The sequence below is a fragment of the Chloroflexota bacterium genome, assembly GCA_014360905.1.
Classification (GTDB): domain Bacteria; phylum Chloroflexota; class Anaerolineae; order UBA2200; family UBA2200; genus JACIWX01.
On sequence record JACIWW010000017.1, the window covers coordinates 42,345 to 63,254 of the forward strand.

At 56.1% G+C, this 20,910-nt stretch carries 20 protein-coding genes; 7 read left to right on the forward strand and 13 right to left on the reverse strand.

The window, feature by feature from the left end; translation table 11 throughout:
* Positions 1-43: 43 nt before the first annotated feature.
* From H5T67_08345 to H5T67_08390, 10 genes are all read right to left on the reverse strand, one after another.
* On the reverse strand, positions 44-1,132 hold the full coding sequence (locus tag H5T67_08345) for a tetratricopeptide repeat protein (protein MBC7245328.1): 1,089 nt from the start codon (positions 1,130-1,132) through the stop codon (positions 44-46).
* A gap of 33 nt (positions 1,133-1,165) precedes the next feature.
* Positions 1,166-1,630, reverse strand: a complete 465-nt coding sequence (locus H5T67_08350) for a dCMP deaminase family protein (GenBank protein MBC7245329.1) — start codon at positions 1,628-1,630, stop codon at positions 1,166-1,168.
* Complete coding sequence (locus tag H5T67_08355; GenBank protein ID MBC7245330.1) at positions 1,630-2,247, reverse strand: FAD-dependent thymidylate synthase; 618 nt, start codon at positions 2,245-2,247, stop codon at positions 1,630-1,632. The genes H5T67_08350 and H5T67_08355 overlap by 1 nt, the downstream gene beginning before the upstream one ends.
* A gap of 52 nt (positions 2,248-2,299) precedes the next feature.
* The gene (locus H5T67_08360; protein MBC7245331.1) at positions 2,300-3,439 is read right to left on the reverse strand and encodes an acyl-CoA dehydrogenase; all 1,140 of its coding nucleotides are present in this window, start codon (positions 3,437-3,439) and stop codon (positions 2,300-2,302) included.
* Positions 3,440-3,550: 111 nt separating this feature from the next.
* The gene (locus H5T67_08365; protein ID MBC7245332.1) at positions 3,551-4,756 is read right to left on the reverse strand and encodes an acetyl-CoA C-acetyltransferase; all 1,206 of its coding nucleotides are present in this window, start codon (positions 4,754-4,756) and stop codon (positions 3,551-3,553) included.
* A 90-nt stretch (positions 4,757-4,846) separates the two neighbouring features.
* The gene (locus tag H5T67_08370) at positions 4,847-6,169 is read right to left on the reverse strand and encodes an MFS transporter (protein ID MBC7245333.1); all 1,323 of its coding nucleotides are present in this window, start codon (positions 6,167-6,169) and stop codon (positions 4,847-4,849) included.
* The gene (locus H5T67_08375; GenBank protein MBC7245334.1) at positions 6,166-6,675 is read right to left on the reverse strand and encodes an HIT domain-containing protein; all 510 of its coding nucleotides are present in this window, start codon (positions 6,673-6,675) and stop codon (positions 6,166-6,168) included. The genes H5T67_08370 and H5T67_08375 overlap by 4 nt, the downstream gene beginning before the upstream one ends.
* A 78-nt stretch (positions 6,676-6,753) precedes the next feature.
* Positions 6,754-7,401 carry a DUF2344 domain-containing protein gene (locus H5T67_08380; protein MBC7245335.1) on the reverse strand — a complete coding sequence of 216 codons (648 nt, stop codon included), beginning with the start codon at positions 7,399-7,401 and terminating at the stop codon, positions 6,754-6,756.
* A gap of 9 nt (positions 7,402-7,410) precedes the next feature.
* Complete coding sequence (locus tag H5T67_08385) at positions 7,411-9,339, reverse strand: TIGR03960 family B12-binding radical SAM protein (protein MBC7245336.1); 1,929 nt, start codon at positions 9,337-9,339, stop codon at positions 7,411-7,413.
* Positions 9,336-9,746: a YjbQ family protein gene (locus H5T67_08390; GenBank protein MBC7245337.1), complete on the reverse strand. Its 411-nt coding sequence runs from the start codon at positions 9,744-9,746 to the stop codon at positions 9,336-9,338. Before H5T67_08390 ends, H5T67_08385 begins: the two co-directional genes overlap by 4 nt.
* A gap of 599 nt (positions 9,747-10,345) precedes the next feature.
* Between H5T67_08390 and H5T67_08395 the strand changes: the two genes are divergently transcribed.
* From H5T67_08395 to H5T67_08425, 7 genes are all read left to right on the forward strand, one after another.
* Positions 10,346-10,522, forward strand: a complete 177-nt coding sequence (locus H5T67_08395; protein MBC7245338.1) for a hypothetical protein — start codon at positions 10,346-10,348, stop codon at positions 10,520-10,522.
* A gap of 77 nt (positions 10,523-10,599) precedes the next feature.
* Positions 10,600-10,848 (forward strand): hypothetical protein, encoded by a 249-nt coding sequence (locus H5T67_08400; GenBank protein ID MBC7245339.1) that lies wholly within the window; start codon positions 10,600-10,602, stop codon positions 10,846-10,848.
* Between the two features lie 154 nt (positions 10,849-11,002).
* Positions 11,003-13,696, forward strand: coding sequence for an N-6 DNA methylase (locus H5T67_08405; GenBank protein MBC7245340.1), 2,694 nt, complete (start codon positions 11,003-11,005; stop codon positions 13,694-13,696).
* 139 nt (positions 13,697-13,835) lie between these two features.
* Positions 13,836-14,645 (forward strand): DUF559 domain-containing protein, encoded by an 810-nt coding sequence (locus tag H5T67_08410; protein MBC7245341.1) that lies wholly within the window; start codon positions 13,836-13,838, stop codon positions 14,643-14,645.
* A gap of 263 nt (positions 14,646-14,908) precedes the next feature.
* Positions 14,909-15,208, forward strand: a complete 300-nt coding sequence (locus H5T67_08415) for a nucleotidyltransferase family protein (protein ID MBC7245342.1) — start codon at positions 14,909-14,911, stop codon at positions 15,206-15,208.
* A 49-nt stretch (positions 15,209-15,257) separates the two neighbouring features.
* Positions 15,258-16,919: a DUF262 domain-containing protein gene (locus tag H5T67_08420; protein MBC7245343.1), complete on the forward strand. Its 1,662-nt coding sequence runs from the start codon at positions 15,258-15,260 to the stop codon at positions 16,917-16,919.
* 301 nt (positions 16,920-17,220) lie between these two features.
* Positions 17,221-17,616 (forward strand): nuclear transport factor 2 family protein, encoded by a 396-nt coding sequence (locus H5T67_08425; protein ID MBC7245344.1) that lies wholly within the window; start codon positions 17,221-17,223, stop codon positions 17,614-17,616.
* Here the strand turns inward: H5T67_08425 and H5T67_08430 are convergent.
* From H5T67_08430 to rplS, 3 genes are all read right to left on the reverse strand, one after another.
* Positions 17,594-19,585, reverse strand: a complete 1,992-nt coding sequence (locus tag H5T67_08430) for a glycoside hydrolase family 31 protein (protein MBC7245345.1) — start codon at positions 19,583-19,585, stop codon at positions 17,594-17,596. The two genes, H5T67_08425 and H5T67_08430, sit on opposite strands and share 23 nt — an antisense overlap.
* Positions 19,572-20,225, reverse strand: coding sequence for a ribonuclease HII (locus tag H5T67_08435; GenBank protein ID MBC7245346.1), 654 nt, complete (start codon positions 20,223-20,225; stop codon positions 19,572-19,574). The genes H5T67_08430 and H5T67_08435 overlap by 14 nt, the downstream gene beginning before the upstream one ends.
* A 76-nt stretch (positions 20,226-20,301) precedes the next feature.
* Complete coding sequence (rplS, locus tag H5T67_08440; GenBank protein MBC7245347.1) at positions 20,302-20,706, reverse strand: 50S ribosomal protein L19; 405 nt, start codon at positions 20,704-20,706, stop codon at positions 20,302-20,304.
* Between the last annotated feature and the right edge of the window lie 204 nt (positions 20,707-20,910).

Consider the following 20,910-nt stretch of genomic DNA (forward strand, 5'->3'; position numbering starts at 1 on the left):
GTCTCCATTTGCTGTCTATGACCCTGCCAGCAGTCAGGACCTTCTACTTCTCTTCTTCTTTCTTCCCTTTGGCTGTCGCGCGTTCAATATCACGGAATGTCATCTGGCCAGCAGTGGCACGGCGCTGCATCATGATGCTTAATCCCATAAGCGCCCGACCTACCTGGTCAACACCTGACTTGTCCTGCGCCTGCCGGAACAACGCTATGCTTTGCTGCAGGTACTCTGCTGCCTTGTCCAATTGCTCGGCGCTCATGTAGTGACAGGCAATATCATAGCAATGTTGCGCCTGGCCGCGCTTGTTCTGGAGACGTTGCTCAGCCCACAGACAGGTATGAAACCATTCCAGCGCTTTGTCCAACTCTGCGCAAGCCTGATACAAACGCCCAATGTCTTGTTCCACCATCAAAGCAGCATTGGTATGACCCAGTTTACGGTACAAATCTAGGCTCTGCTCATAATGATGCAATGCCTCTTCCGGTTGACCAAGCGACAGATATGCATCACCTGCTAGGTCCAAAAAGAGTGCCATCATCGCTTCGTTCATCGCGTTGCGTGCCAGACGCAAACCTTCCTGTGCGCAAGAGAGTGCCCGGGCATGATCGCCCTTTGCCCGATAAACGCCCAAGAGAATGCGCAGCGTGGTCAACTGAAGTTCTGGCATCGGGAAGCGCCTAGCCTCAGCAATCACTGACTGCAATTTCTCCGCAGCCTCATCCCACCGCTGCAGTTGGGTCAGGAGATAACCATGGCGAAAGGCAGCATGGCGGAAGTATTTCCTCTCTGCTTGTCCGACTTCTGCTATCTGGCATTTCTGGTACGCCTGCGCAGCTTGCTCAAGTTGCTTCATTTGCTCCAGTGCATAGCCTTTATAGTAGTACAGCTCTGCTTGCCGCGACGGATCATAGATGGCAGCCAGAGCTAGCACGGCATCCACAGTGGCTACTGCATCGGACCAATTTTGCCTTTTCAGCAGGTCGAGGACAGTCGCTAGCCCTTGCTCAACAAGATCTCGTTGGCTTACACGGAGTTCTCTCTGCCTGCGCTGCACTCTCTGTCGCATGAGCAGGAATAAGCCACAACCCAGCGCCAGAAAAGCCAGAACCACGAGCACCAGCCCCAGTTCACTCATAAACGTACCTCAGCAATAGCACGCGCGAGTATTTTACGCCCCCTTGTTTTTCTCTTGCCATAGCACAAGCTCGATTCCAGCCTGCTCCAGAAAGGAACGCGCTAGTTCGTCCGGATACGAATCAAAAGCAATCACCCTCTTGATGCCAGCATTGATGATCATTTTGGCACAAGTGATACAAGGCTGATGGGTGATATAGATATCTGCGCCAGCGACTGAAACGCCGTGCAGCGCCGCTTGAATGATGGCATTCTGTTCGGCATGCAGGCCTCGACAGATTTCCTGTCGTTCGCCCGAAGGGATGTGCAACTGCTCGCGCAGACAGCCTGTCTCGCTGCAGTGTGCAAATCCACTGGGAGCGCCATTGTAGCCCGTGGATAAGATACGCTTGTCTTTGACTATGACTGCTCCCACCTGGCGTCGCAGGCAAGTGGAACGCGTGGCCACCTGTCGAGTAATCTGCATAAAATACTCATCCCACGAGGGACGACCAGACATTAGGTCACCTGCTTCAGCACAAATTCTTTGAATGCTTGCGCCGTGATGGGCATTACTTCTTCGTACAACTGTAAAACACTCAAAGCGTACTGGCGATGCTCCCATTGGGCTGATGGGTGAATGCGTTTGGTCAACCAGTTCATCAAAGACCAGGCATTTACCGTCCAGATGAACTCGGTATACACTCCTAGCCCCAGGACAGCGCGCGCCCGTTCCTTCTTCCAACCTGCTGCGATAAGCCTCTCGTACAGGTCGAAACTGGCTTCCATGTGCCGTACATACTCTTCTACGTTCGACTCGTCAGAGGGCACATAGTACTCGCGACTGGCAGCGCAGTAGCGCAAGCTCCTCTCATTAAAGGAGCCAATACGGTGTCGCATCCATTGCCGGGCGACGAAAATAGGGCATTTGACTCCCCAACGGAAAACGGCATGCTCAAAAACCGTGTTGTGTTTCGGTTCGCTTCGCATCAGCCGCCTGATGAGGCGTATGTCATCCTCTGGACTTTGCGCGTGAGACTGATAACAAATTCGTGCCCCTCGGATAACGGCCTCATCGCCTCCCATGCAATCTTCCAGTTGTACCCAGCCTTTGTCTAGAACAGCAATACGCCTCATGATACACCTCCCAGGAGCCCTAAGGGTATGGAACAGCCCCTAGGGCCACACTTTATCCCAGGATAGCGCGTGCAATCACCATGCGCTGCACTTCGCTCGTCCCCTCATAAATCTCGGTGATCTTGGCATCGCGGTAGTTCCTCTCCACCGAGTACTCCTTCATGTACCCATAACCGCCATGAATCTGCACGGCACGATCAACTACCCAGACCGCCGTTTCCGAGGCGAACAGTTTGGCCATGGAAGCTTCCTTGCTGAACGGCTCACCGGATTGCTTCTTCAGGGCAGCGTTGTATGTTAGCAGGCGAGCTGCTTCAATGCGTGTGGCCATATCCGCCAACATCCACTGGATAGCTTGGAACTGGCAGATAGGTTGACCAAACTGCATGCGCTCCTTGCTGTACTTCAGCGCTGCTTCATAGGCTGCCTGGGCAATCCCTACCGCCTGCGCTGCTACGCCGACGCGACCGCCATCGAGCATGGTCATGGCGATCTTAAATCCCTGGCCCTCCTCACCCAGACGGTTGGCAGCAGGCACCGATACATCTTCGAAAATCAACTCACAGGTGTTGGTGCCGCGGATGCCCATTTTGTGCTCTTCTTTGCCTACGGAAAAGCCCTTGCTTCCTTTCTCCACGATAAAAGCAGTGATGCCACGATGCCGCTGAGCCTTGTCGGTCATGGCAAAGAGGATCACAATATCAGCAAAGCCCCCGTTGGTGATAAAATGCTTCCGCCCGTTGATCACATAGGCATCACCACTCCTCACCGCTGTCGTTAGCATTGCCGCGACATCGGAGCCTGCTCCGGGTTCGGTGAGCGCAAAAGCGCCGAGTTTTTCACCGCGAGCCAAAGGCCTCAGGAATTTTTCTTTCTGCTCCTCTGTACCAAATTTCTCGATCCCTGCGCACACAAGCGAGTTTTGCACTGCCATGACGATAGCCGTGGAAGCACAGGCTTTGGCCAATTCCTCGATCGCGATGACATAGCTGATGGCATCTGCGCCGCCACCGTCGTATTTCTCCGAAACTGTAAGCCCTAACAGCCCCAACTGCCCCATTTTCTTGATATTCTCGAAAGGCACAATGCCCTTTTCGTCTATCTCGGCAGCAATGGGCGCTACCTCCTTCTGGGCAAAATCCCGTACCATCTTGCGTATCATCTCTTGTTCTTCAGTGAACTTGAGATCCATGTTCTCCTCCTTGTGGTAATGAATGATAAATAACGAGTGAGAAGTGAAACTTTGGGCTACGCATTACGTTGTATGTATTGCGTTTTGCGTAATGCGTTTTTACGCTTTATCTCACACTAACTCGACCACCATGGCCACTGCCTCGCCGCCACCCAGGCAAAGCGTGGCCAGGCCAGTCTTCAGCCCCTGATCCTTCAAGGCGTAGAGCAGCGTTACCAGCACTCGCGCACCGCTGGCGCCAATGGGGTGGCCAAGGGCAATTGCGCCTCCATGAACGTTCACCTTATTCCAATCTAGCCCCAACGCCTTGCCATCGGCCAACGTCTGTGCAGCGAAGGCTTCATTGATCTCGATCAGGTCCATGTCTGCCAATTTGTAGCCCGTCTTGCTGAGCAGTTTCTGGACAGCGAAGATCGGAGCTGTGAAAATGCGCAGCGGTTCGACTGCCGCTTGATCGTATCCGGTGATGCGCGCCAGTGGCTGGATACCAAGCCTGGCTGCCGTATCCTCACCCATGACGACAACGGCTGCCGCTCCATCGGTAATGCCTGGAGAATTGCCTGCAGTAACCATGCCTCCCTCCTGAAACGCAGGGCGCAGTTTGCTCAATGCTTCAAGCGATGTGTCTGCGCGGGGACATTCATCCGTATCGAAAATCACTGGTGGACCTTTCCGCTGCGGGATCTCCAAAGGCACAATCTCCGCCTTGAACTTGCCTGCTTGAATGGCTGCGATGGCTTTTTGGTGGCTTTTCAAAGCGTATTCGTCCAATTCCTGGCGTGTCAAGCCATATTCGCGTGCGATCCACTCGGCAGCATTGCCCATGTGCTGGTTTTCGAATGAACACCATAGCCCGTCATGTACCGTCGCATCAACCAGGACACCATGCCCCAGTCGGTAACCTTGCCGTGCCTGTGGCAGCAAGTAGGGTCCCAAGGTCATATTCTCCATGCCGCCTGCGACGATGATGTCAGCATCACCAGCGACGATGGCCTGAGCAGCGAACATCACCGACTTTAGACCAGAACCGCAAATCTTGTTGATCGTTGTCGCACCAACCGTTGGCGGCAAACCTGCCTTGATGGCTGCCTGGCGTGCTGGTGCCTGCCCCTGGCCTGCTTGGACGACATTGCCCATCAGTACTTCATCAACCCACGCTGGCTCGATGCCGGAACGTTTAACGGCTTCCCGAATGACCACTGCTCCCAGTTCAGATGCCGGAATAGTACTCAGAGCACCCTGAAACCGCCCAATGGCTGTGCGTACTGCACTGGTGATCACAACCTGCCGCCGCGAAGCCTGCTGTTTTGTCGCCATGTTGACCTTCCTCCTTGAAGTGTGTAGTGCTTACTGGTGATCACGAGGCATACCTGCCTTCGAGATTGTACTCGAAAAACAACAATTTGCCTATTTCACGTCCGTCAGTGTCTGCTGAAAACGGCGCACGAGAAGACGTGGAGGCGCCAAGATCAAATAGGCAAAAGCCAGGAACACGGCTATACGTGCCGCCCCGCCAATCCAGAGAGCAGTGCGAACTCCTACCCATCCTGCCACTGTGGTGCCCAGGATAGGAGCGGCAAAGGCTGGGATGTTCATCATCGTATTGAAGATAGCGATGTAGGTAGCTCGCCGCTCGGACGGCACGACCTCCAACAAACCGTTGAAAAGACCCAAGTTGAATGCTGGCGAAGCGAGGCCAGCGATGAAAGATACCAGCAATAAGGGCATGACGCTTTTGCTAAGGGCCGTGCCTATGGGATAGAAACAAACGCCAAGCAGCCCTAGCAACAACAACAAACGCGAGCCACGCCTTTGCGCAAACCTACCCCAGGCATAATAGGCCACAATGGTCACACCTGACTCAACCATAGCCAGAATGCCAATCCAACCATCTGAGATCTGTAGCATTCGCACCCGGTAAATGGCATAAAGGGGAATGGGGAAGTAGAGCCCCCAATGATAGAGAAAAGCTCCCAAAGTAAACCGCACATAATCACGGTGCGCCAGAATAGCTTGCAGCAAATGCCTGGTGCCAAGACGCTGGCTAGACTGAACCTCTACCTGTTGCATCCGCTCAGTACCCGGGATAACCACACGTCCTAGGTAGTACAGGCTTAACACAGAAGCCAAAAATGCTAATGTAAAGATCAATTGATAGCCAAAAGGAAAGGGCAGCACATCCAGTGCCTTGCCTGTTAATAGGACAGCCGCCGTGCTCATCGCAGAGAGAGCAACATTGCGGATGCTCACCACGCGAGCTCTATCCTGAGGAGCGACCACTTCGGCCAACATGGCAGTGAAGGAAACAGTGCTCACCGCAGTGGGAATTGTGCCCAACGCAGTGATATAGACGATAGCACTTGCCTGGATTCCCTTGCCCAATAGGGGCACCAACGCAATCAGAAAAGCGGGAAGACGCATCAACAAGCCCGATACAAGCAAAGTCCTCTTCTTGTCGCTCTCGCGCTCAACCAGACGGGCGGCAGGAATCTGGAAAAGGACGTTCATCAGCGCCGGCAAGGAGGTGAGCAAAGCAATGAGGAAATTGGATGCTCCCAGCCGAAGGGCAAAAATGCTGGTGAAAGTCGCATTCACGCCAGATAGTATCCCGTACCAAGCCACCTCACGGTAGAGATTCAGATAATTCCAGCGTTCCGATATTTCACCAGGCGCGAACCAGCGTATCGCAACGACACGCGCTCTGCGCAAACGCAAACCGATTTTTCTCACCGGGAGGTTGAATTGCCTCCTTCCACCTTGCGTAGTACTGCTAACAGCTTATTGTAGGTGTCATCCAGCGACTCGGGAATGATGCGTACGTCGGCAAGGACGGGCATAAAGTTGGTATCGCCTTCCCAGCGCGGCACGATGTGAATGTGCACATGATCCTGAATCCCGGCCCCAGCCACTCGTCCCAAATTGATGCCCACGTTGAACCCATGCGGATTGTTCATTGCTCCGCGAAGTGCCTGCAAGCCTTTTTTGGTCAAGAGCATCATATCGGCCAAGGTTTCATCGTCCAATTCTACCAAGTCACCCACATGCTCATAAGGTACAACCATGAGGTGCCCGTTGATGTATGGGTATAGATTGAGCATCAGGACAGCCTTTGTGCCCCGGTATAGGATGTAGCGCGCTGCATCATTACCTGCTTGCAGTGCTTCACAAAGCACGCAGTTATGTGGTTTCTCTCCTGCGATATATTTCATGCGCCACGGAGCCCATATGCGTTTCACCACTTACCTCCTCATAATAGGGACAATTCCATCCATAACAATAGGTTGATTCTAATGGCAATGAGCAAGTTCAGCAAGTTAATCCTGCGCGAGCAAAAGCCGCACTCGCTCAATGCTATGCACGGCATCTGCCAGACCCAGCGCCGCGATCACGTCGTTAGGGCGACCTGTGCCTCGCTCATCTGCTTGCAGACGCATGCCAATGACATACGCTCTTTCGCGCCGACCGACGATCCACAACGCTCGGATAAGCGGCCGCAGGTCATATTCCCGCACCCCATTGGGGCGCTCCCGGCGCCAGGGCAGACTTGGCACGACCAACAGGTCATCCAGTCGCGCTTGCATTTCTTGTGGGGCATCCTGGCTCTCCACAACCACCTCGTACTCTGCTGCCACAACCTGCGCAGGCAGGGGCGGGAGGGTCATGGGAACCTCCATCACGTTCTCAAGTTGCAGGCCAGGCGGCAGTTGCCCCTTCAGACGGGATGCAAACTCATGCAGCTCCATGTGCTTTTGCAGAACCACATCCAGCATCTCCGCACGCCCGGTAAAGCCCACAGGCAATGCCGCGGCAAAGAACAGCCTGGGATGCGGGTTAAAACCCTGCGAATAGGCCAAAGGGATTTTAGCGCGGCGCAAAGCGCGCTCCCAGGCACGCATCAAATCCAGATGAGAGATGTACTTGACTTCATCCCCTTTGGCAAAAGTAATTCTGAAACGTTGCATCGTCTCGCCTTACTCGCTGTCCATCATGTGGGAACGTCCAGCAGGCGCTACTCTATCCGCTTTGTCACGCGCATGCTCTGATGCGATCCTTACCGTGTCATCTGCCAGACTGGGGCAGCGATCCAGGTCAAAAGCAACCCGTACACCGCAATCCTGACAGCCGCCGCGACAGTCAATGCTGCTCTCGCCGCGCAGGCTGCGCTGATACTCTTCCCACAGGAACGCAGTGCTGACTCCAGTGTGGATGTGAGTCCAAGGCAAGACCTCAGCGAAGGAGCGCTGCCGTGTGGCGTAGAAACTTGCATCAAGACCTGCCTTGGCAAAAGCCTGCTGCCAGAGTTGCGGCTGAAAAGCCTCCGCCCAGGCATCGAAACGCGCCCCCAATTGCCATGCGCGCAAGATGACCTGTCCCAGGCGGCGATCGCCTCGTGAAAGCACTGCCTCCAACCAGGCTGTCATGGGGTCTGACCAACTCAATTCTATGCCGCGTCCAGGCAGGGCGCGACGCAGTGCCTGCTGTTTGGCGGCAATCTGCCCCGCGTCTTCTATAGGAAGCCACTGGAACGGGGTGTGGGCTTTGGGGATGAAGGTAGCCACGCTGACGCTGACCTGAGCCCGAGGGCCATGCCAACACCGCCCGATGCCGCGCACTGCCTTGACCAAATCCGCAATTGCCAGCACATCCTCCAATGTCTCCGTAGGCAGCCCGATCATGAAATACAGCTTGATGCGCAGCCAACCGCTGGCATAAGCCGCTTCAGCCGTGCGCAGCAGATCATCTGCGGTGACGCTTTTGTTGATGACCTGCCGCAGGCGCTCGCTCCCTGCTTCCGGCGCAAAGGTCAATCCAGTCTTGCGCGTGCGCTGAATCATCTGCGCCAGCGCAACGGAAAAGGTGTCCGTGCGCAATGAGGGCAGAGAAATCGCCAAGCGCTGCTCGGCATAGCGCTGGCTCAATTCCCGCACCAGGGGCTCGATGCCGGTGTAATCCGTACTGCTCAGCGATACCAGTGCAATCTCCTCATAGCCGGTGTGAGCAAGCAGTTGGTCTATGGCGTCCAGAACCTCCTGTAGCGGGCGCTCGCGCACCGGACGGTAAATCATCCCCGCCTGGCAAAAGCGGCAGCCCCGCGTGCAACCGCGCATGATCTCCACCATGCCACGATCATGCACCACGTTCAGAAAAGGCACCACCGGCTTGACCGGCGGCGGTGGCAGGACAGGGACAATGCGCTTTTGGACACGCGCTGGCACCCCCGCTTTCGCGGGTTCGATGGACGATACCGTTCCATCCTCGTGGTAAGCCACGCGGTACAAGTGGGGGACATAGACGCCCTTGATGCTAGCTGCTTGCTGCAGGAATTCCTCTTTCCAAGGGGCATGGCTTTTTCTGCACTCCAGATACAAGCGGAGCAATTCCAGGAGCACCTCTTCCCCCTCCCCGATGACAAACAGGTCGAAGAAATCCGCCAGTGGCTCGGCGTTATAGGTGCAAGTGCCGCCAGCGATGACCAATGGACAATCCTCATTACGCTGCGATGCCAGCAAGGGGATCCCAGCCAAATCCAACATGTTTAACACGTTGGAATAGTTCAACTCGTACTGCAGGCTGAAACCAAGGATGTCGAAATCGCGCACAGGATGATGCGATTCCAGCGAAAAGAGGGGCATCCCTGCCTGGCGCATGGCACGCTCCATATCCAACCAAGGCGCATAGACCCGCTCGGCGAGCATCTCCGGCTGCTGATTCACCAGGTCGTAGAGGATAGCCAAGCCGAGGTTGGACATGCCCACTTCGTACACATCGGGATAAGCCAACGCCACTCTGACCTTTGCCTGCGCCCAGTCCTTGCGCATGCTGTTCCACTCGTTGCCACTGTAGCGTGCTGGTTTCGCCACTGTGGGCAGGATGCGATCCAAAAGTGCGGTAGAGATCATGCTCTCTCAGCGTCAGAGATGATGCGTACCAGGACCTCCCTGCGGCGAGGCCCATCGAATTCGGCTAGGAAGACACCTTGCCAGGTGCCTAGCACCAGCTGCCCTTTCTCGATAAACAGCGTTTGTGAAGAACCCAGGAGGCTTGTCTTGATGTGCGCTGCGGCATTGCCCTCGGTATGGTGATAGTTCGCCTGCCAGGGCACCAGACGATCCAAAACAGCGAGGATATCCATCTTGACCGATGGATCCCAGTTTTCATTCACCGTCACGCCAGCCGTGGTGTGAGGCACAAAAATGACGCATAGCCCCTCCTGCACACCACTTTTCTGGATGCATTTTTGCACTTCCATAGTGATATCCACCAACTCGGCTTTTGTCTTGCTGCTCACCTGGATTTCGAACTGCATGGTCACACTCCTTGCTCGTGATGCGGAGATGCTTTAAAAATGACGAGGTTCGACATAGTATAGCACAGCAGGCAGGCTTTGGCAACCGACTGCTGTGCCAGCAACGAATAGGGCACGAATGAACGAATGTGTCGCATCATGCATTCGTTGAATGCCCCTGAGTTGGACTACACCCGTACCACGGCACTGTTTGACGGATAACTTGACTTGCCTATAAAATATGGACGACATCCAGTTGGAAGAATGTGGACAATCTTGACAAGCTGTTTGTCCCACCTCCTTGCGACGCTGTGCTGATAGCGCAAAAACGCCTCTCAGTACAACTGCAGGAGAGCACGGAACGGTCAGGTCACCGCATGTCAAGGGATCTTGCAACAGTCCGGGGGATACAGGGATATACGGATTCCGCATATCCCTCCAGAATGGGGCAGATTAAGGATTCCGTCTAATCAATAGTTAGCGCGGACGCTGCGCGTCCGCGCTAACGGCGCCGCTGATTTGTGCTTCGGTGTTTCGTTGGCTCGTCGCGGCCTCGAGGCCCGCAGGTTCCAGGGCCTCGCGAGTGGTCGCGCTGGATAAGACCACACTGTGAGGCTGTTGTGATCACAAAGACCATCTACGAAGAACGATTGTCATCGCCCAGGACAGAGGCGCTGTTTGTCGTTCTGACGCTTCTGTTTCTCTCGCTCTCAACGTGGCGAGTCACAGGGCGCGGCCTCGACGGGTGGGGCATCGTCTTGCTTTGTCTATTCGCTGTGTTTCTGTTCTACTCCTGAACTACAGGACACTCGTCATTCGTCTCACAGGAGAGTCTCTGAGGCTCACGTTTGGCATCTTCACATGGGCAGTTCCATTGGACAACATTGAAGGGTGCCAGCTCGATGATTCATCCCCGCTGGCGAGATATGGCGGGGCCGGGATACACTTCATGTTCATAGGTCAGAGATATTGCGCTTCGTTCAACTTCCTGGAGTATCCCCGGTTGGTGCTGGGGCTGAAGGTCAAGAAGGGTTTGGTGCGGGACATTGCATTCTCAACGAGAAGGCCAAACGAGGTAATGAAGCTGCTCCAGGAGGTCATAGCACAGGAGCGCGTCGCCTAACCTGCGGCTGCACCTGACGCGGCTATCATGCTCGGTTGTGAAGTCGGCTGGGCCTGCCGCCGAGGTCAGTAGCGGAGGCCCATCGCCCGAGCCGCGGCGCAGGTGAGCCGCCATCCGTTAGGCGGAAATATCTGGACGAGTAATGATACAAATGATGGCCCAAAAAGCCCTTTTGAAAACGTATCTGAAGCAACTGACGGATGTGATCCGTGCGGGTGATGCCCGCGAGGAGAGTTTCTACCCTGCGCTGGCCGACCTGATCCGGCAGGTGGCCCAGGCAACTGGACGCCCCGAAATCCAGGTGACAGTCCTGCCTCGCCCCACCGAAGCCGGCAACCCAGATTTCCGCGTCTGGGATGGCACCAGCCGCATCGTCGGCTACCTCGAAGCCAAGCCTCCCACCGAAGAGTTTTTGGATCGCTTCGAAGACTCCGAACAGTTGCAGCGCTATCGGAGCACCTTCCCCAATCTCATCCTGACCAATTTCCTGGAATTCCGCCTCTACCGCAACGGTGAACGCATCATGACGGCGCAACTTGGCCGGCCAAGGGTGCTGACAGCGCTTCAACAGACTCCGCCAATGGAGCACGCCGAGGAGGTCTGGTCGCTGCTGGAGCAATTCCTGGCTTTCTCCCTGCCACGGCCACTCACTGCCGAGAGCCTGGCTGTTGAACTGGCCAAGCGTACCCGCTTCCTGCGGGATGTCGTGCGCCAGGAACTGGCCATGGAACAGGAAGCAGGCAAGGGGCGTCTCCGTGGTTTTTACGAAGCCTTCCAAAAATTCCTCATCGGCAGCCTCACCCCCGAGGAATTCGCCGACCTCTACGCCCAGACGGTCACTTACGGCCTATTTGCTGCTCGCACACGTGCCACCGACGGGTTCTCACGTGTGGCGGCTTTCCACCATATTCCCCACACCATCGGCATCCTGCGCGACCTGTTCCGCTTTATCTCGCTGGAGGACCTGCCGGAGGAGATGGCCTGGATCGTGGATGACATTGCCCACGTGCTGGCGGTGGCCGATGTCTCCGGGATGATGTCCCAATTCTATCGGGAAGGCAAGGGGGATGACCCCATCGTGCACTTTTACGAGACCTTTCTGGCCCACTACGACCCCGAAGAGCGCGAACGCCGGGGTGTGTACTATACGCCCGACGCGGTGGTCTCGTACATCGTGCGCTCGCTGCACCTTTTGCTGAAAACCCGATTTGGCAAGTCCGATGGCCTGGCTTCGGACGGCGTGACCCTGCTCGACCCGGCCGCCGGCACGATGACCTTCGTCGCCCGGGCTGCGGAACGGGCCGTCCAGGAGTTTGTCGCCGAGTACGGTTCGGGCGGACGCGAGGAGCTCATCCGCAAGCACATCCTGGGCAACTTTTACGCTTTCGAGTTGATGATGGCGCCCTATGCGGTGGGGCACTTGAAAATGGCCTTCTTCCTGGATGAATTGGGGCATCGGTTGCGGGAGGACGAGCGCGTTCCGTTCTACCTGACGAACACCCTGGACATGAGCGAACTGCAAGCCAGCCAACTGCCGGGTCTCTCCTCGCTGGCGGAGGAATCGCACCTGGCCGGACGGGTGAAGCGAGAGCAGCCCATCCTGGTCATCCTGGGCAATCCGCCCTACTCCGGCCACTCGGCAAATAAGGGCGAGTGGATCCTGCGCCAGATCGAGACCTACAAGCAGGTGGACGGCAAGCCGCTGGGCGAAAAGAACCCCAAATGGCTGCAAGATGACTATGTCAAGTTCCTGCGCTTTGCCCAATGGAAGATCGAACAGGCCGGGCGCGGCGTGGTGGGGATGATCACCAACCACGGCTATCTGGACAACCCCACCTTTCGTGGCATGCGCCGCAGCCTGATGCAGACCTTCGACGAGATCTACCTTCTGGACCTGCACGGCAACGCCCTGAAGCGAGAGCGCTGTCCCGACGGTAGCCCCGACGAGAACGTCTTCGACATCCGCCAGGGGGTGGCGATTGCCCTTTTTGTAAAGCTACCCCATACCCCCTCCGAGCTTGCGGGGAGAGGGCTGGGAGGAGGGGTCTACCACGCCGACCTGTGGGGCCTGCGGGCAGACAAGTATGGTTGGCTGAAGGAGCACGATGTAACCACCACGCCCTGGGCGAAAATCCACCCCCGCCCGCCGTTTTACCTGTTTGTGCCGCGGGAAGAGGCCGAACTGGAGCGCTACAACGCCTTTCCTAGCGTGACGGACATCTTCGAGAAGTACAGCGTGGGCATTGTTACCGCCCGCGATAAGCTGACCATCCGCTGGACACCACAGGAAGTATGGACGACGGTACTCAACTTCTCCCGCCTGGACCCGGAACTGGCCCGCCAGGCGTATGGGTTGGGCAAAGATGCGCGCGACTGGAAGGTAACTCTGGCTCAAAAAGACCTGCACGATTCCGGCCCGGAGCGGGACAAGGTGGTGCCCATCCTCTATCGGCCTTTCGATGTGCGTTATACCTACTACACCGGCCGCTCGCGCGGCTTCCTGTGCATGCCCCGCCCCGAAGTCATGCGCCACATGCTGGCGGGGGAGAATGTGGCGCTGTGCATCGGGCGGCAAGGGCAAGCAGTAGGTGGAGAGGTATGGAATCTAGCCTACTGCTCGGCTCATGTTGAGGACCTCAACCTGTTCTACCGCGGCGGGAATGTGAATTTCCCTCTGTATCTCTACCCGCGGCGGGAATGTGAATTTCCCTCTGTATCTCTACCCGCAGCCGGAACGTCAGAGCACCCAGCTAGGTCGCCAGGAGGAAATGTTCAGCGACTCAGCACCGCAGGAGCGCCGGCCGAATCTGAAGGCGGAGCTGCTGGCGATGTTGCAAAAGGCGTATAACCCCACCCCCACACCCCCTCCCCGCTCACGGGGAGGGGGCCAGGGGGAAGGGTCAAGATGGCGTACCCCGCCGCACCTCTGGGGAAAGCTCAAACCCCTCGCCCAGGAGATGCGGCAGCATCCCACAACCGCGGAGGAGATGTTGTGGCAACACCTGCGGCGTAAACAGCTCTTGGGATACAAATTCCGGCGTCAACACGCTATTGAGCGCTTTATCGTGGATTTCTACTGTCGGGATGCAGGGCTGGTTATCGAGGTGGATGGGCCCGTCCATCAATACACCGCAGAGGAGGACGCCATTCGCCAGGAGTTCCTGGAAAGCATAGGACTGCGGGTGCTGCGTTTCACTAACGAACAGGTGATGACCGACATCGAGGGGGTGCTGGGGACGATTGCCCGCGCCCTCCAGGAAGCGCAACCGGCGACATTTACGGCCATAGCCCCGGAGCAGGTATTTCACTACATTTACGCCGTGCTCTACGCGCCCACCTATCGGGAAAAGTACGCCGACTTCCTGCGCCTGGACTTCCCCCGCATCCCCTTCACCAGCGAGGCGGCGCTCTTCGCCGAACTGACCGCGCTCGGCGAGAGACTGGTCGCCCTGCATCTGCTCCGCTCGCCCGACCTTGACCAACCCACCTGCCGCTTCGAAGGGACAGGAGATGGCCGCGTGGTCAAACTCGCCTATGATGCCCTCACGGAACGGGTGTCCATCAACCCCACGCAGTACTTCGCGCCGGTTCCCCTGGAGGTGTGGGAATACACCATCGGCGGCTACCAGGTGTGCGAGAAATGGCTGAAGGACCGGCAAGGGCGGAACTTGACGCTGGATGAGATCCGTACCTATTGCCGCGTCGTGACCGCTCTGAAGAAAACGATCGAGGTTCAGGAGGAGATTGACGGGCTTTATCCGCGAGTGGAGCAGGCGCCGCTGTTGCTGAAAATCTAGGCAGGAGTACAAGCGCCAAACAAGCGCTTCCACCTGACGCTGCTCTGCTGCGCTTTGCGCAGGATTTGAGGCGTGATGGAGCGCTGGATGCGAATCAACAGAGAAGGGCTAAGTGGACCAAAATGAGATTGCGCTTGCGTTCGATATCGTCCTTGAGGAAATAGAGAAGGCTATTGCGGCACTTGATCAAAAAGGAGCACTAGCGTTCCAAACCGGTTTATTCACCATCGCGAGTGCCCTTGGAGAAAGCGAGGATACCAATAATGGCGACGGTAAAAGTAGAAGATTACCTGGCAACCCTCAGAACACTGAAACCCGAATTGGCTGTGCGTTATAAAGTCAGGTCAATCGGGCTCTTTGGTTCCGTCGTTCGCGGAGAACAGGATCAAGCAAGCGATATAGACTTATTGGTAGATTTTGAAGAGGATGCGGACTTGCTTGACTTGACCGGGTTAGCCCTGTTTCTAGAGCAAGTGTTTCAGCGGGAAGTAGACATCGTTCCCCGAAGGGCATTGCGGGTGGAACTACGTTCAGCAATTTTGCGTGAGGTTATACCCGCATGAGAGATCATCGGCTCTACTTGAAAGACATCCTAGCAGCAAAGGAGGATATGTGATTTCCAAGGTTAATCCACCCAAGACAAATCCCGAAAAACTTCTCACAATTATCGAGGACGCATATCACGGCAAAGTCGTACTGCCGGAATTTCAACGGTCTTTTGTGTGGACCCGCGAGAACATCGAGGAGTTGCTCGTCTCGATTTTGCAGGGATACTTCATTGGCACATTTCTTATACTGGATACCCCGCCCGAACAAGCGATATTCCCCTTTCGCGTTGTTGAGGGATTAGAAACCCTCGGGGCAAAGCCCAACAACCATCCAACAGTTCGGCTTGTATTGGACGGACAACAGCGCATTACCTCGCTCTTTTATGTGCTCTACGAGCCGAAAATACCTTTGGGCAAAAGCCAAAACCCATATCGTTTTTTTCTGCGCCTTGATGCCTTGATGGATGGCAACCCAGACGATGCCGTCTATGGTGTTTCTCTTGCCGACCGCCGGCGCCTAGCTGAGATGCAAGCAATGCTCGAGGTCGGAAATGTTATTGCTTTCCCCTTGTTTCGAGACTCTGGTAAGTTCTATCACTGGCTATACAACGAACAACAAAAGTTTGTTGCCCAGGAGGAAAAGGACATCCTTGAAGGTTTCTATCGCCGTTTTGCCGACTTCATGGTGCCGGTAGTCTCAGTTTCTCCCGAAACGGGCAAGGAGAATATCGTCAACATTTTCGAGCGCATTAACCGCACAGGAGTGAGCCTCTCTTTATTCGATCTCGCGGTTGCTCGCCTGTATCTGAAAGGCATAGATTTGCGCAAGCTGTGGCAGGTTTTCTCCAAGAACAATAGGGAACTTGCAAAAATTATTAAACCGGAGTTTGTGCTCAAAGTGATCGCGCTTTTTGAAGGCAAAGAGGTGCGGAAGAGTGCTTTGCTGGATGTCATTGATGAACTCGAAAAATCGCGCTTTGAGAAATTATGGGAGCAGGCATGTTCTTCGCTTGAAAAGGCTTATCAGCGCGTTACTTCGCCAGATGGCTATGGGGCTGTTGCCCAGCGATGGATCCCCTACAGTACCCTTCTGGTTCCTTTGGCAGTGCTGCTTCATCTTGTGGCTGAGAAACATGGTGGAGAAGTCATGTATCGCAAGGTGGATCGCTGGTATTGGGGAAACGTCTTTGCTCAACGCTATGATCAGGCCGTAGATACTACCACTTACCGAGATGTACGGGAAATGAAAGAATGGTTGGATGGTGGAAACTGCCCAATATGGCTGGAGAATCTGAATATAGAGCAGGTAGACCTCATGAGTATCCAAGACCAACGCTCGGCAGTCTATCGTGGACTCATGTGTCTGATTGTGCTAGCGGGCGGAAGGGACTTTATCAACGGCCAACCTGCCGTTTTAAAAACTTGCCAGGATGACCACATTTTCCCAAGGTCAGAATACAAGAGCGAAGCCCAGGTGAACTGTATCCTCAATCGGACACTGATTTCATCCAATCAAATCAAAGGGAACAAGAAGCCATCCGTATACCTACCACTCTTCCTGAAAGAGCACGGTGGGGACAAAGAACGCTTACGCCAGACCCTCCAAAGCCATCTGATTTCCGAAGAAGCGCAACAAGCGATGGAAAGGGATGATTTCCAGACCTTTATTGAATGCCGCAGACGCACATTTCTAAATGAGATAGTCAATCGTGTAAGGGGGAAGTAGCAGCCACGGGCCTTGCCTGCGAACGCTGCGTCGAGCTCCCTTCATCCGCTATGCATATGCAGAAGAAGCTGGCTGGATTTATTCGCTGCCGGAAGAGGCATGCGCGGCAGGGAGGATTCGCCTTGTACTGCGTGCTGTTGAAGCATCTGCAACGTCTCAACCCCGGCGTCGTTGACTCGGCAGCAAGTCGAGAAGGTCGGCGCGCTTCTTCATTATCCTGCGCATTCTCTATCAGCTGCCTGGCCGCTCAGCTTCCAGCCCTTACCTACTCATCTCCCCCACCGCAGGAGGTTCCATCACCATGAGTCCAGTGCGCATGGCGAGGATAGAATCGGCAGTGCGCGCCGTGCTCGAGTTCAGTGAGGCGTTCAATCGCCATGATGTCGCGGGCATGATGCGGCTCGTGAGCGACGATTGCGTTTTCGAGAGCGCAGAGCCAGCCCCCGACGGCGCGGTGTACTCGGGCAAGGAAGCCATCACACAGTTCTGGCAGGACTTTTTCCGCAGGTCGCCCCATGCCCGCATCGAAATCGAGAAAGTCTCTGGCTTTGGCATTTGGTGCATCGCGCGCTGGCGCTACGACTGGGTGGATGCGGCAGGGGAAAAGAGGCACATGCGAGGGCTCGATGTCTTCCGCGTGCAGAATGGCTTGATCTACGAGCAGTTGTCCTACGTCAAGGGCTCCCGCGGAGAGTGATAAAAAAGGCGCGTAGCGGGCTGCCCTCGCGCAAGTAGACAGGGATGCGCTCCAACGGCGCGTCCGCCCGCACCCATTGCCCGCCGGTCCAAACCTGCCCCGTCCAAGCATCCATCCACGCGGTACCAGCAGGCAAGTACACCTCACGCTCCCGTGCGCCCTGATGCAGCACCGGAGCAACCAGAATCTCCGGACCAAACAGGAATGCATCGTCTACCGCGCGGCAGTTCTCGTCGGACATGAAGTCGAAGAAGAGCGGACGCATCAGGGGTATCCCGCGCTCATGCACGACTCGCGCTTGCTCCAGGATGTAGGGGCGCAACCGTTCGCGCAGCAGGAGATATTCCTTGAGGATGGCGTAAACATCCTCGCCGAAGGACCAGACCTCATTGGGGGCACCGCAAGTAGCGCTCTCCGCAGGCGAACGCCATCCATGCAGGCGAAAGAGAGGGCAAAAACAACCGTACTGGAACCAGCGCACGACCAGTTCGCGGAAATAGGACGAGGTGATATCCCCACCAATGAACCCGCCGATGTCTGTCGACCACCACGGTATGCCGCTCAGCCCCATGTTCAAACCCGCCCTGACCTGCACTTGCAGGGATTCAAAGGTGGAAGCGATGTCCCCAGACCACACAGCAGCGCCATAGCGCTGGCTACCAGCCCATGCCGAACGGCACAGCAAGACCACCTCCTCCTCCTCGCCTGCCGCTTTCATTCCTTCGTAAAAGCCTTGCTGATGCAACAAGGGGTAAAGGTTGCCCACCTCCAATCCATTGCCCAGGAAGTAGCGCAAATTCCCGTGGTCTTGGGGGTAGATCTCGGGCTCGCAAGCATCCAGCCACCAGACCTTGACCCCAAAGCGATAATAGTTCTGCTTCATCTGTGCCCACAAATAGCATCGGGCTTCTGGGTTGGTGGCATCATAGAAATGGAGGTAGAGCGGGTCTTGGGGCGTAACCCACAGGATGGAATGCGCATCTACGCCCTTCTCGGTGCGGATCAGTAATCCCCGTTTGTGCATCTCCTGGAAGTTCTGGCTCTGCACGGTAACCGCCGGCCATACCGAGACCATGAGTTTCACTCCCAGCGCATCCAGTTCACGCACCATTCCAGCCGGGTCTGGAAAGTAGCGCTCATCGAATCTCCAATCGCCCATAGCGGGGGTGTGAATCATGTCGAGCGCGATAACTGAGAGAGGCAAATTGCGCCGTTTGTACTCACGGGCGACTTCCAGCAGTTCCTCCTGCGTCCGATAGCGATACTTGCTCTGCCAAAAGCCCGTGGCCCAGGCAGGCAGCAGCGGAGGATGACCTGTCAGGTCAGCGTAGCGTTCCAGAATCTCGGCATACGAATCGCCGGCGATGACCACATAATCCACCTGGCGAGATGCTTCAGCCACCCAGCGGGTGCCGTTCATGCCCAGTTCTACCCGCCCGATGGCAGGGTTGTGCCACAAGAAGCCGTATCCTCGGCTGGAAAGCAAGAAGGGGATGCTGACCTCGCTATTGCGTTGAGTCAACTCGATGACACAGCCCTTGTGGTTGAGGCGCCCATGGATTTGCTGACCTAGCCCATAGAAGCATTCGTCTTCCTGGGACCTGAAGCGCACTTCAATATGGTAAAGGTCGCCGCTGCGGGCTTGGTAGGAGCGCACCGGGGGACGGAAGAAAAGCGGCGGTTCTTCCTCCAAGAGCCTGTCGCCTGTCTGCACACGGAAGAAGCCAATATGCCCCTCGGCCGACATCTCAGCGCAGAGCTTCCCATTGGCGAGCCGCGCCCGATCCTGGTGAATTTCGATATCCACCTCGGTGGACACAGGATCGAGCAGCGCCCAGGATTGGTCGAGCACATCGTGCCCTGGCCTGGCACGTACACGCAGGCAGTCCCGCCCCCAGGCTTGGATGCAAACGGTCTCGCGGTCTGACCTCCAGATTAACGCATGGCCTTTCTGTTCAAAAGGAATCAAGACTCCCTCCTACTCTCTTTACAGGAGAAAAGGACCTGCGGTGCGCGGGGCAGGGGCCAAGGCGTTCCAGAGCAGTGCGATGCGCCACCGTGCCATAGCCTTTGTGCGCGGCAAAGCCATAACCGGGATGATAGGCGTCGAGAGCCACCATCAGCCGATCGCGAAACACCTTGGCAATGATGGAAGCTGCGGCAATGGATAAGACGTGCGAATCGCCCTTGATCAGGCTCTCGTGTGGTATTCCCGCGTCGGGCAGGCGCACGGCATCTATCAGCAGATAATCAGGGGCAAAGGGCAAATTGCGCACCGCCATGAGCATAGCCAGTTTGACTGCTTGAGCAATGCCCCATCGGTCAATGAACCTCGCCGAAGCGATCCCTATACCAACTCCCAGGGAGATCGAGCAAACCACAGGAAACAGCGCTGCGCGCTGGCGCGGGGTCAGCATTTTGGAATCGCGCACCCCGCACAATACCGCACAGAGATCAGCGCGGTCAGGTGGCAGGACAACCGCCGCGGCTACCAACGGCCCAGCCAAAGCACCCCGGCCAACTTCATCGAGGCCAGCCACCCAGCGGTAACCTGCCCGCCATAGTTCCTGTTCTCGTGCCAGATCAGGCCAATTCAAACGACCACCCATTTCCACAAAAGATAGGGCGCAGGTTGATGTCACCTACGCCCTTATCCTACCTTCAAAAGCGTGACTTGACTTGCTCTTATGCCTCAGTTTCTGATACCTGGGCTTCCTCAGCAGCGGGTTCTTCAGGTCTGACAAAGCGCTTATCGCGCAGGCGGGCAGCCTTGCCCCGACGTCCGCGGAGGTAATACAACTGCTTCCGGCGTACGTGCGCATGACGCAGGACTTCTACTTTCTCCAAGCGGGGCGAAGCCAAGAAGAAGGTTCGTTCCACACCGACACCGTGTGCCGCAATCCGGCGCACGGTAAAACGAGCGTTTGCCCCACTGCCACACAAACGCATCACAACGCCTTGGAAAACTTGGATGCGCTCGCGATCTCCTTCCACAATGCGGTTGTGCACGCGGACGGTATCTCCCGAACGCAGAGGCGGGATATTGGGATTGGGCTCCCTTGCTGTCAGAGTCTGTATCAAATTGGACATTACCACACCACCTTTCCTATATCCGTTTGCAACGGGTGGCGATTATACCCTAACTGGGTCAATTGTGTCAAATCAACGATGCGCTTGCGCCAACAGATCGTTACCAGGTGGTACAGGCGATTTTGACAAAAGGGGGTGCTCCTGTGGTAAAAGAATTGTGGAAACAACTGCACCAGGAGGAGCACCGCCTATGGCCGATCTGGC

Coding starts and splice junctions, on each gene's coding strand:
- H5T67_08345 (MBC7245328.1), bottom strand. CDS start 1,132: ATGAGTGAACTGGGGCTGGTGCTCGTGGTTCTGGCTTTTCTGGCGCTG.
- H5T67_08350 (MBC7245329.1), bottom strand. CDS start 1,630: ATGTCTGGTCGTCCCTCGTGGGATGAGTATTTTATGCAGATTACTCGA.
- H5T67_08355 (MBC7245330.1), bottom strand. CDS start 2,247: ATGAGGCGTATTGCTGTTCTAGACAAAGGCTGGGTACAACTGGAAGAT.
- H5T67_08360 (MBC7245331.1), bottom strand. CDS start 3,439: ATGGATCTCAAGTTCACTGAAGAACAAGAGATGATACGCAAGATGGTA.
- H5T67_08365 (MBC7245332.1), bottom strand. CDS start 4,756: ATGGCGACAAAACAGCAGGCTTCGCGGCGGCAGGTTGTGATCACCAGT.
- H5T67_08380 (MBC7245335.1), bottom strand. CDS start 7,401: ATGCAACGTTTCAGAATTACTTTTGCCAAAGGGGATGAAGTCAAGTAC.
- H5T67_08385 (MBC7245336.1), bottom strand. CDS start 9,339: ATGATCTCTACCGCACTTTTGGATCGCATCCTGCCCACAGTGGCGAAA.
- H5T67_08390 (MBC7245337.1), bottom strand. CDS start 9,746: ATGCAGTTCGAAATCCAGGTGAGCAGCAAGACAAAAGCCGAGTTGGTG.
- H5T67_08405 (MBC7245340.1), top strand. CDS start 11,003: ATGGCCCAAAAAGCCCTTTTGAAAACGTATCTGAAGCAACTGACGGAT.
- H5T67_08410 (MBC7245341.1), top strand. CDS start 13,836: ATGTTGTGGCAACACCTGCGGCGTAAACAGCTCTTGGGATACAAATTC.
- H5T67_08415 (MBC7245342.1), top strand. CDS start 14,909: ATGGCGACGGTAAAAGTAGAAGATTACCTGGCAACCCTCAGAACACTG.
- H5T67_08425 (MBC7245344.1), top strand. CDS start 17,221: ATGAGTCCAGTGCGCATGGCGAGGATAGAATCGGCAGTGCGCGCCGTG.
- H5T67_08435 (MBC7245346.1), bottom strand. CDS start 20,225: ATGGGTGGTCGTTTGAATTGGCCTGATCTGGCACGAGAACAGGAACTA.
- rplS (MBC7245347.1), bottom strand. CDS start 20,706: ATGTCCAATTTGATACAGACTCTGACAGCAAGGGAGCCCAATCCCAAT.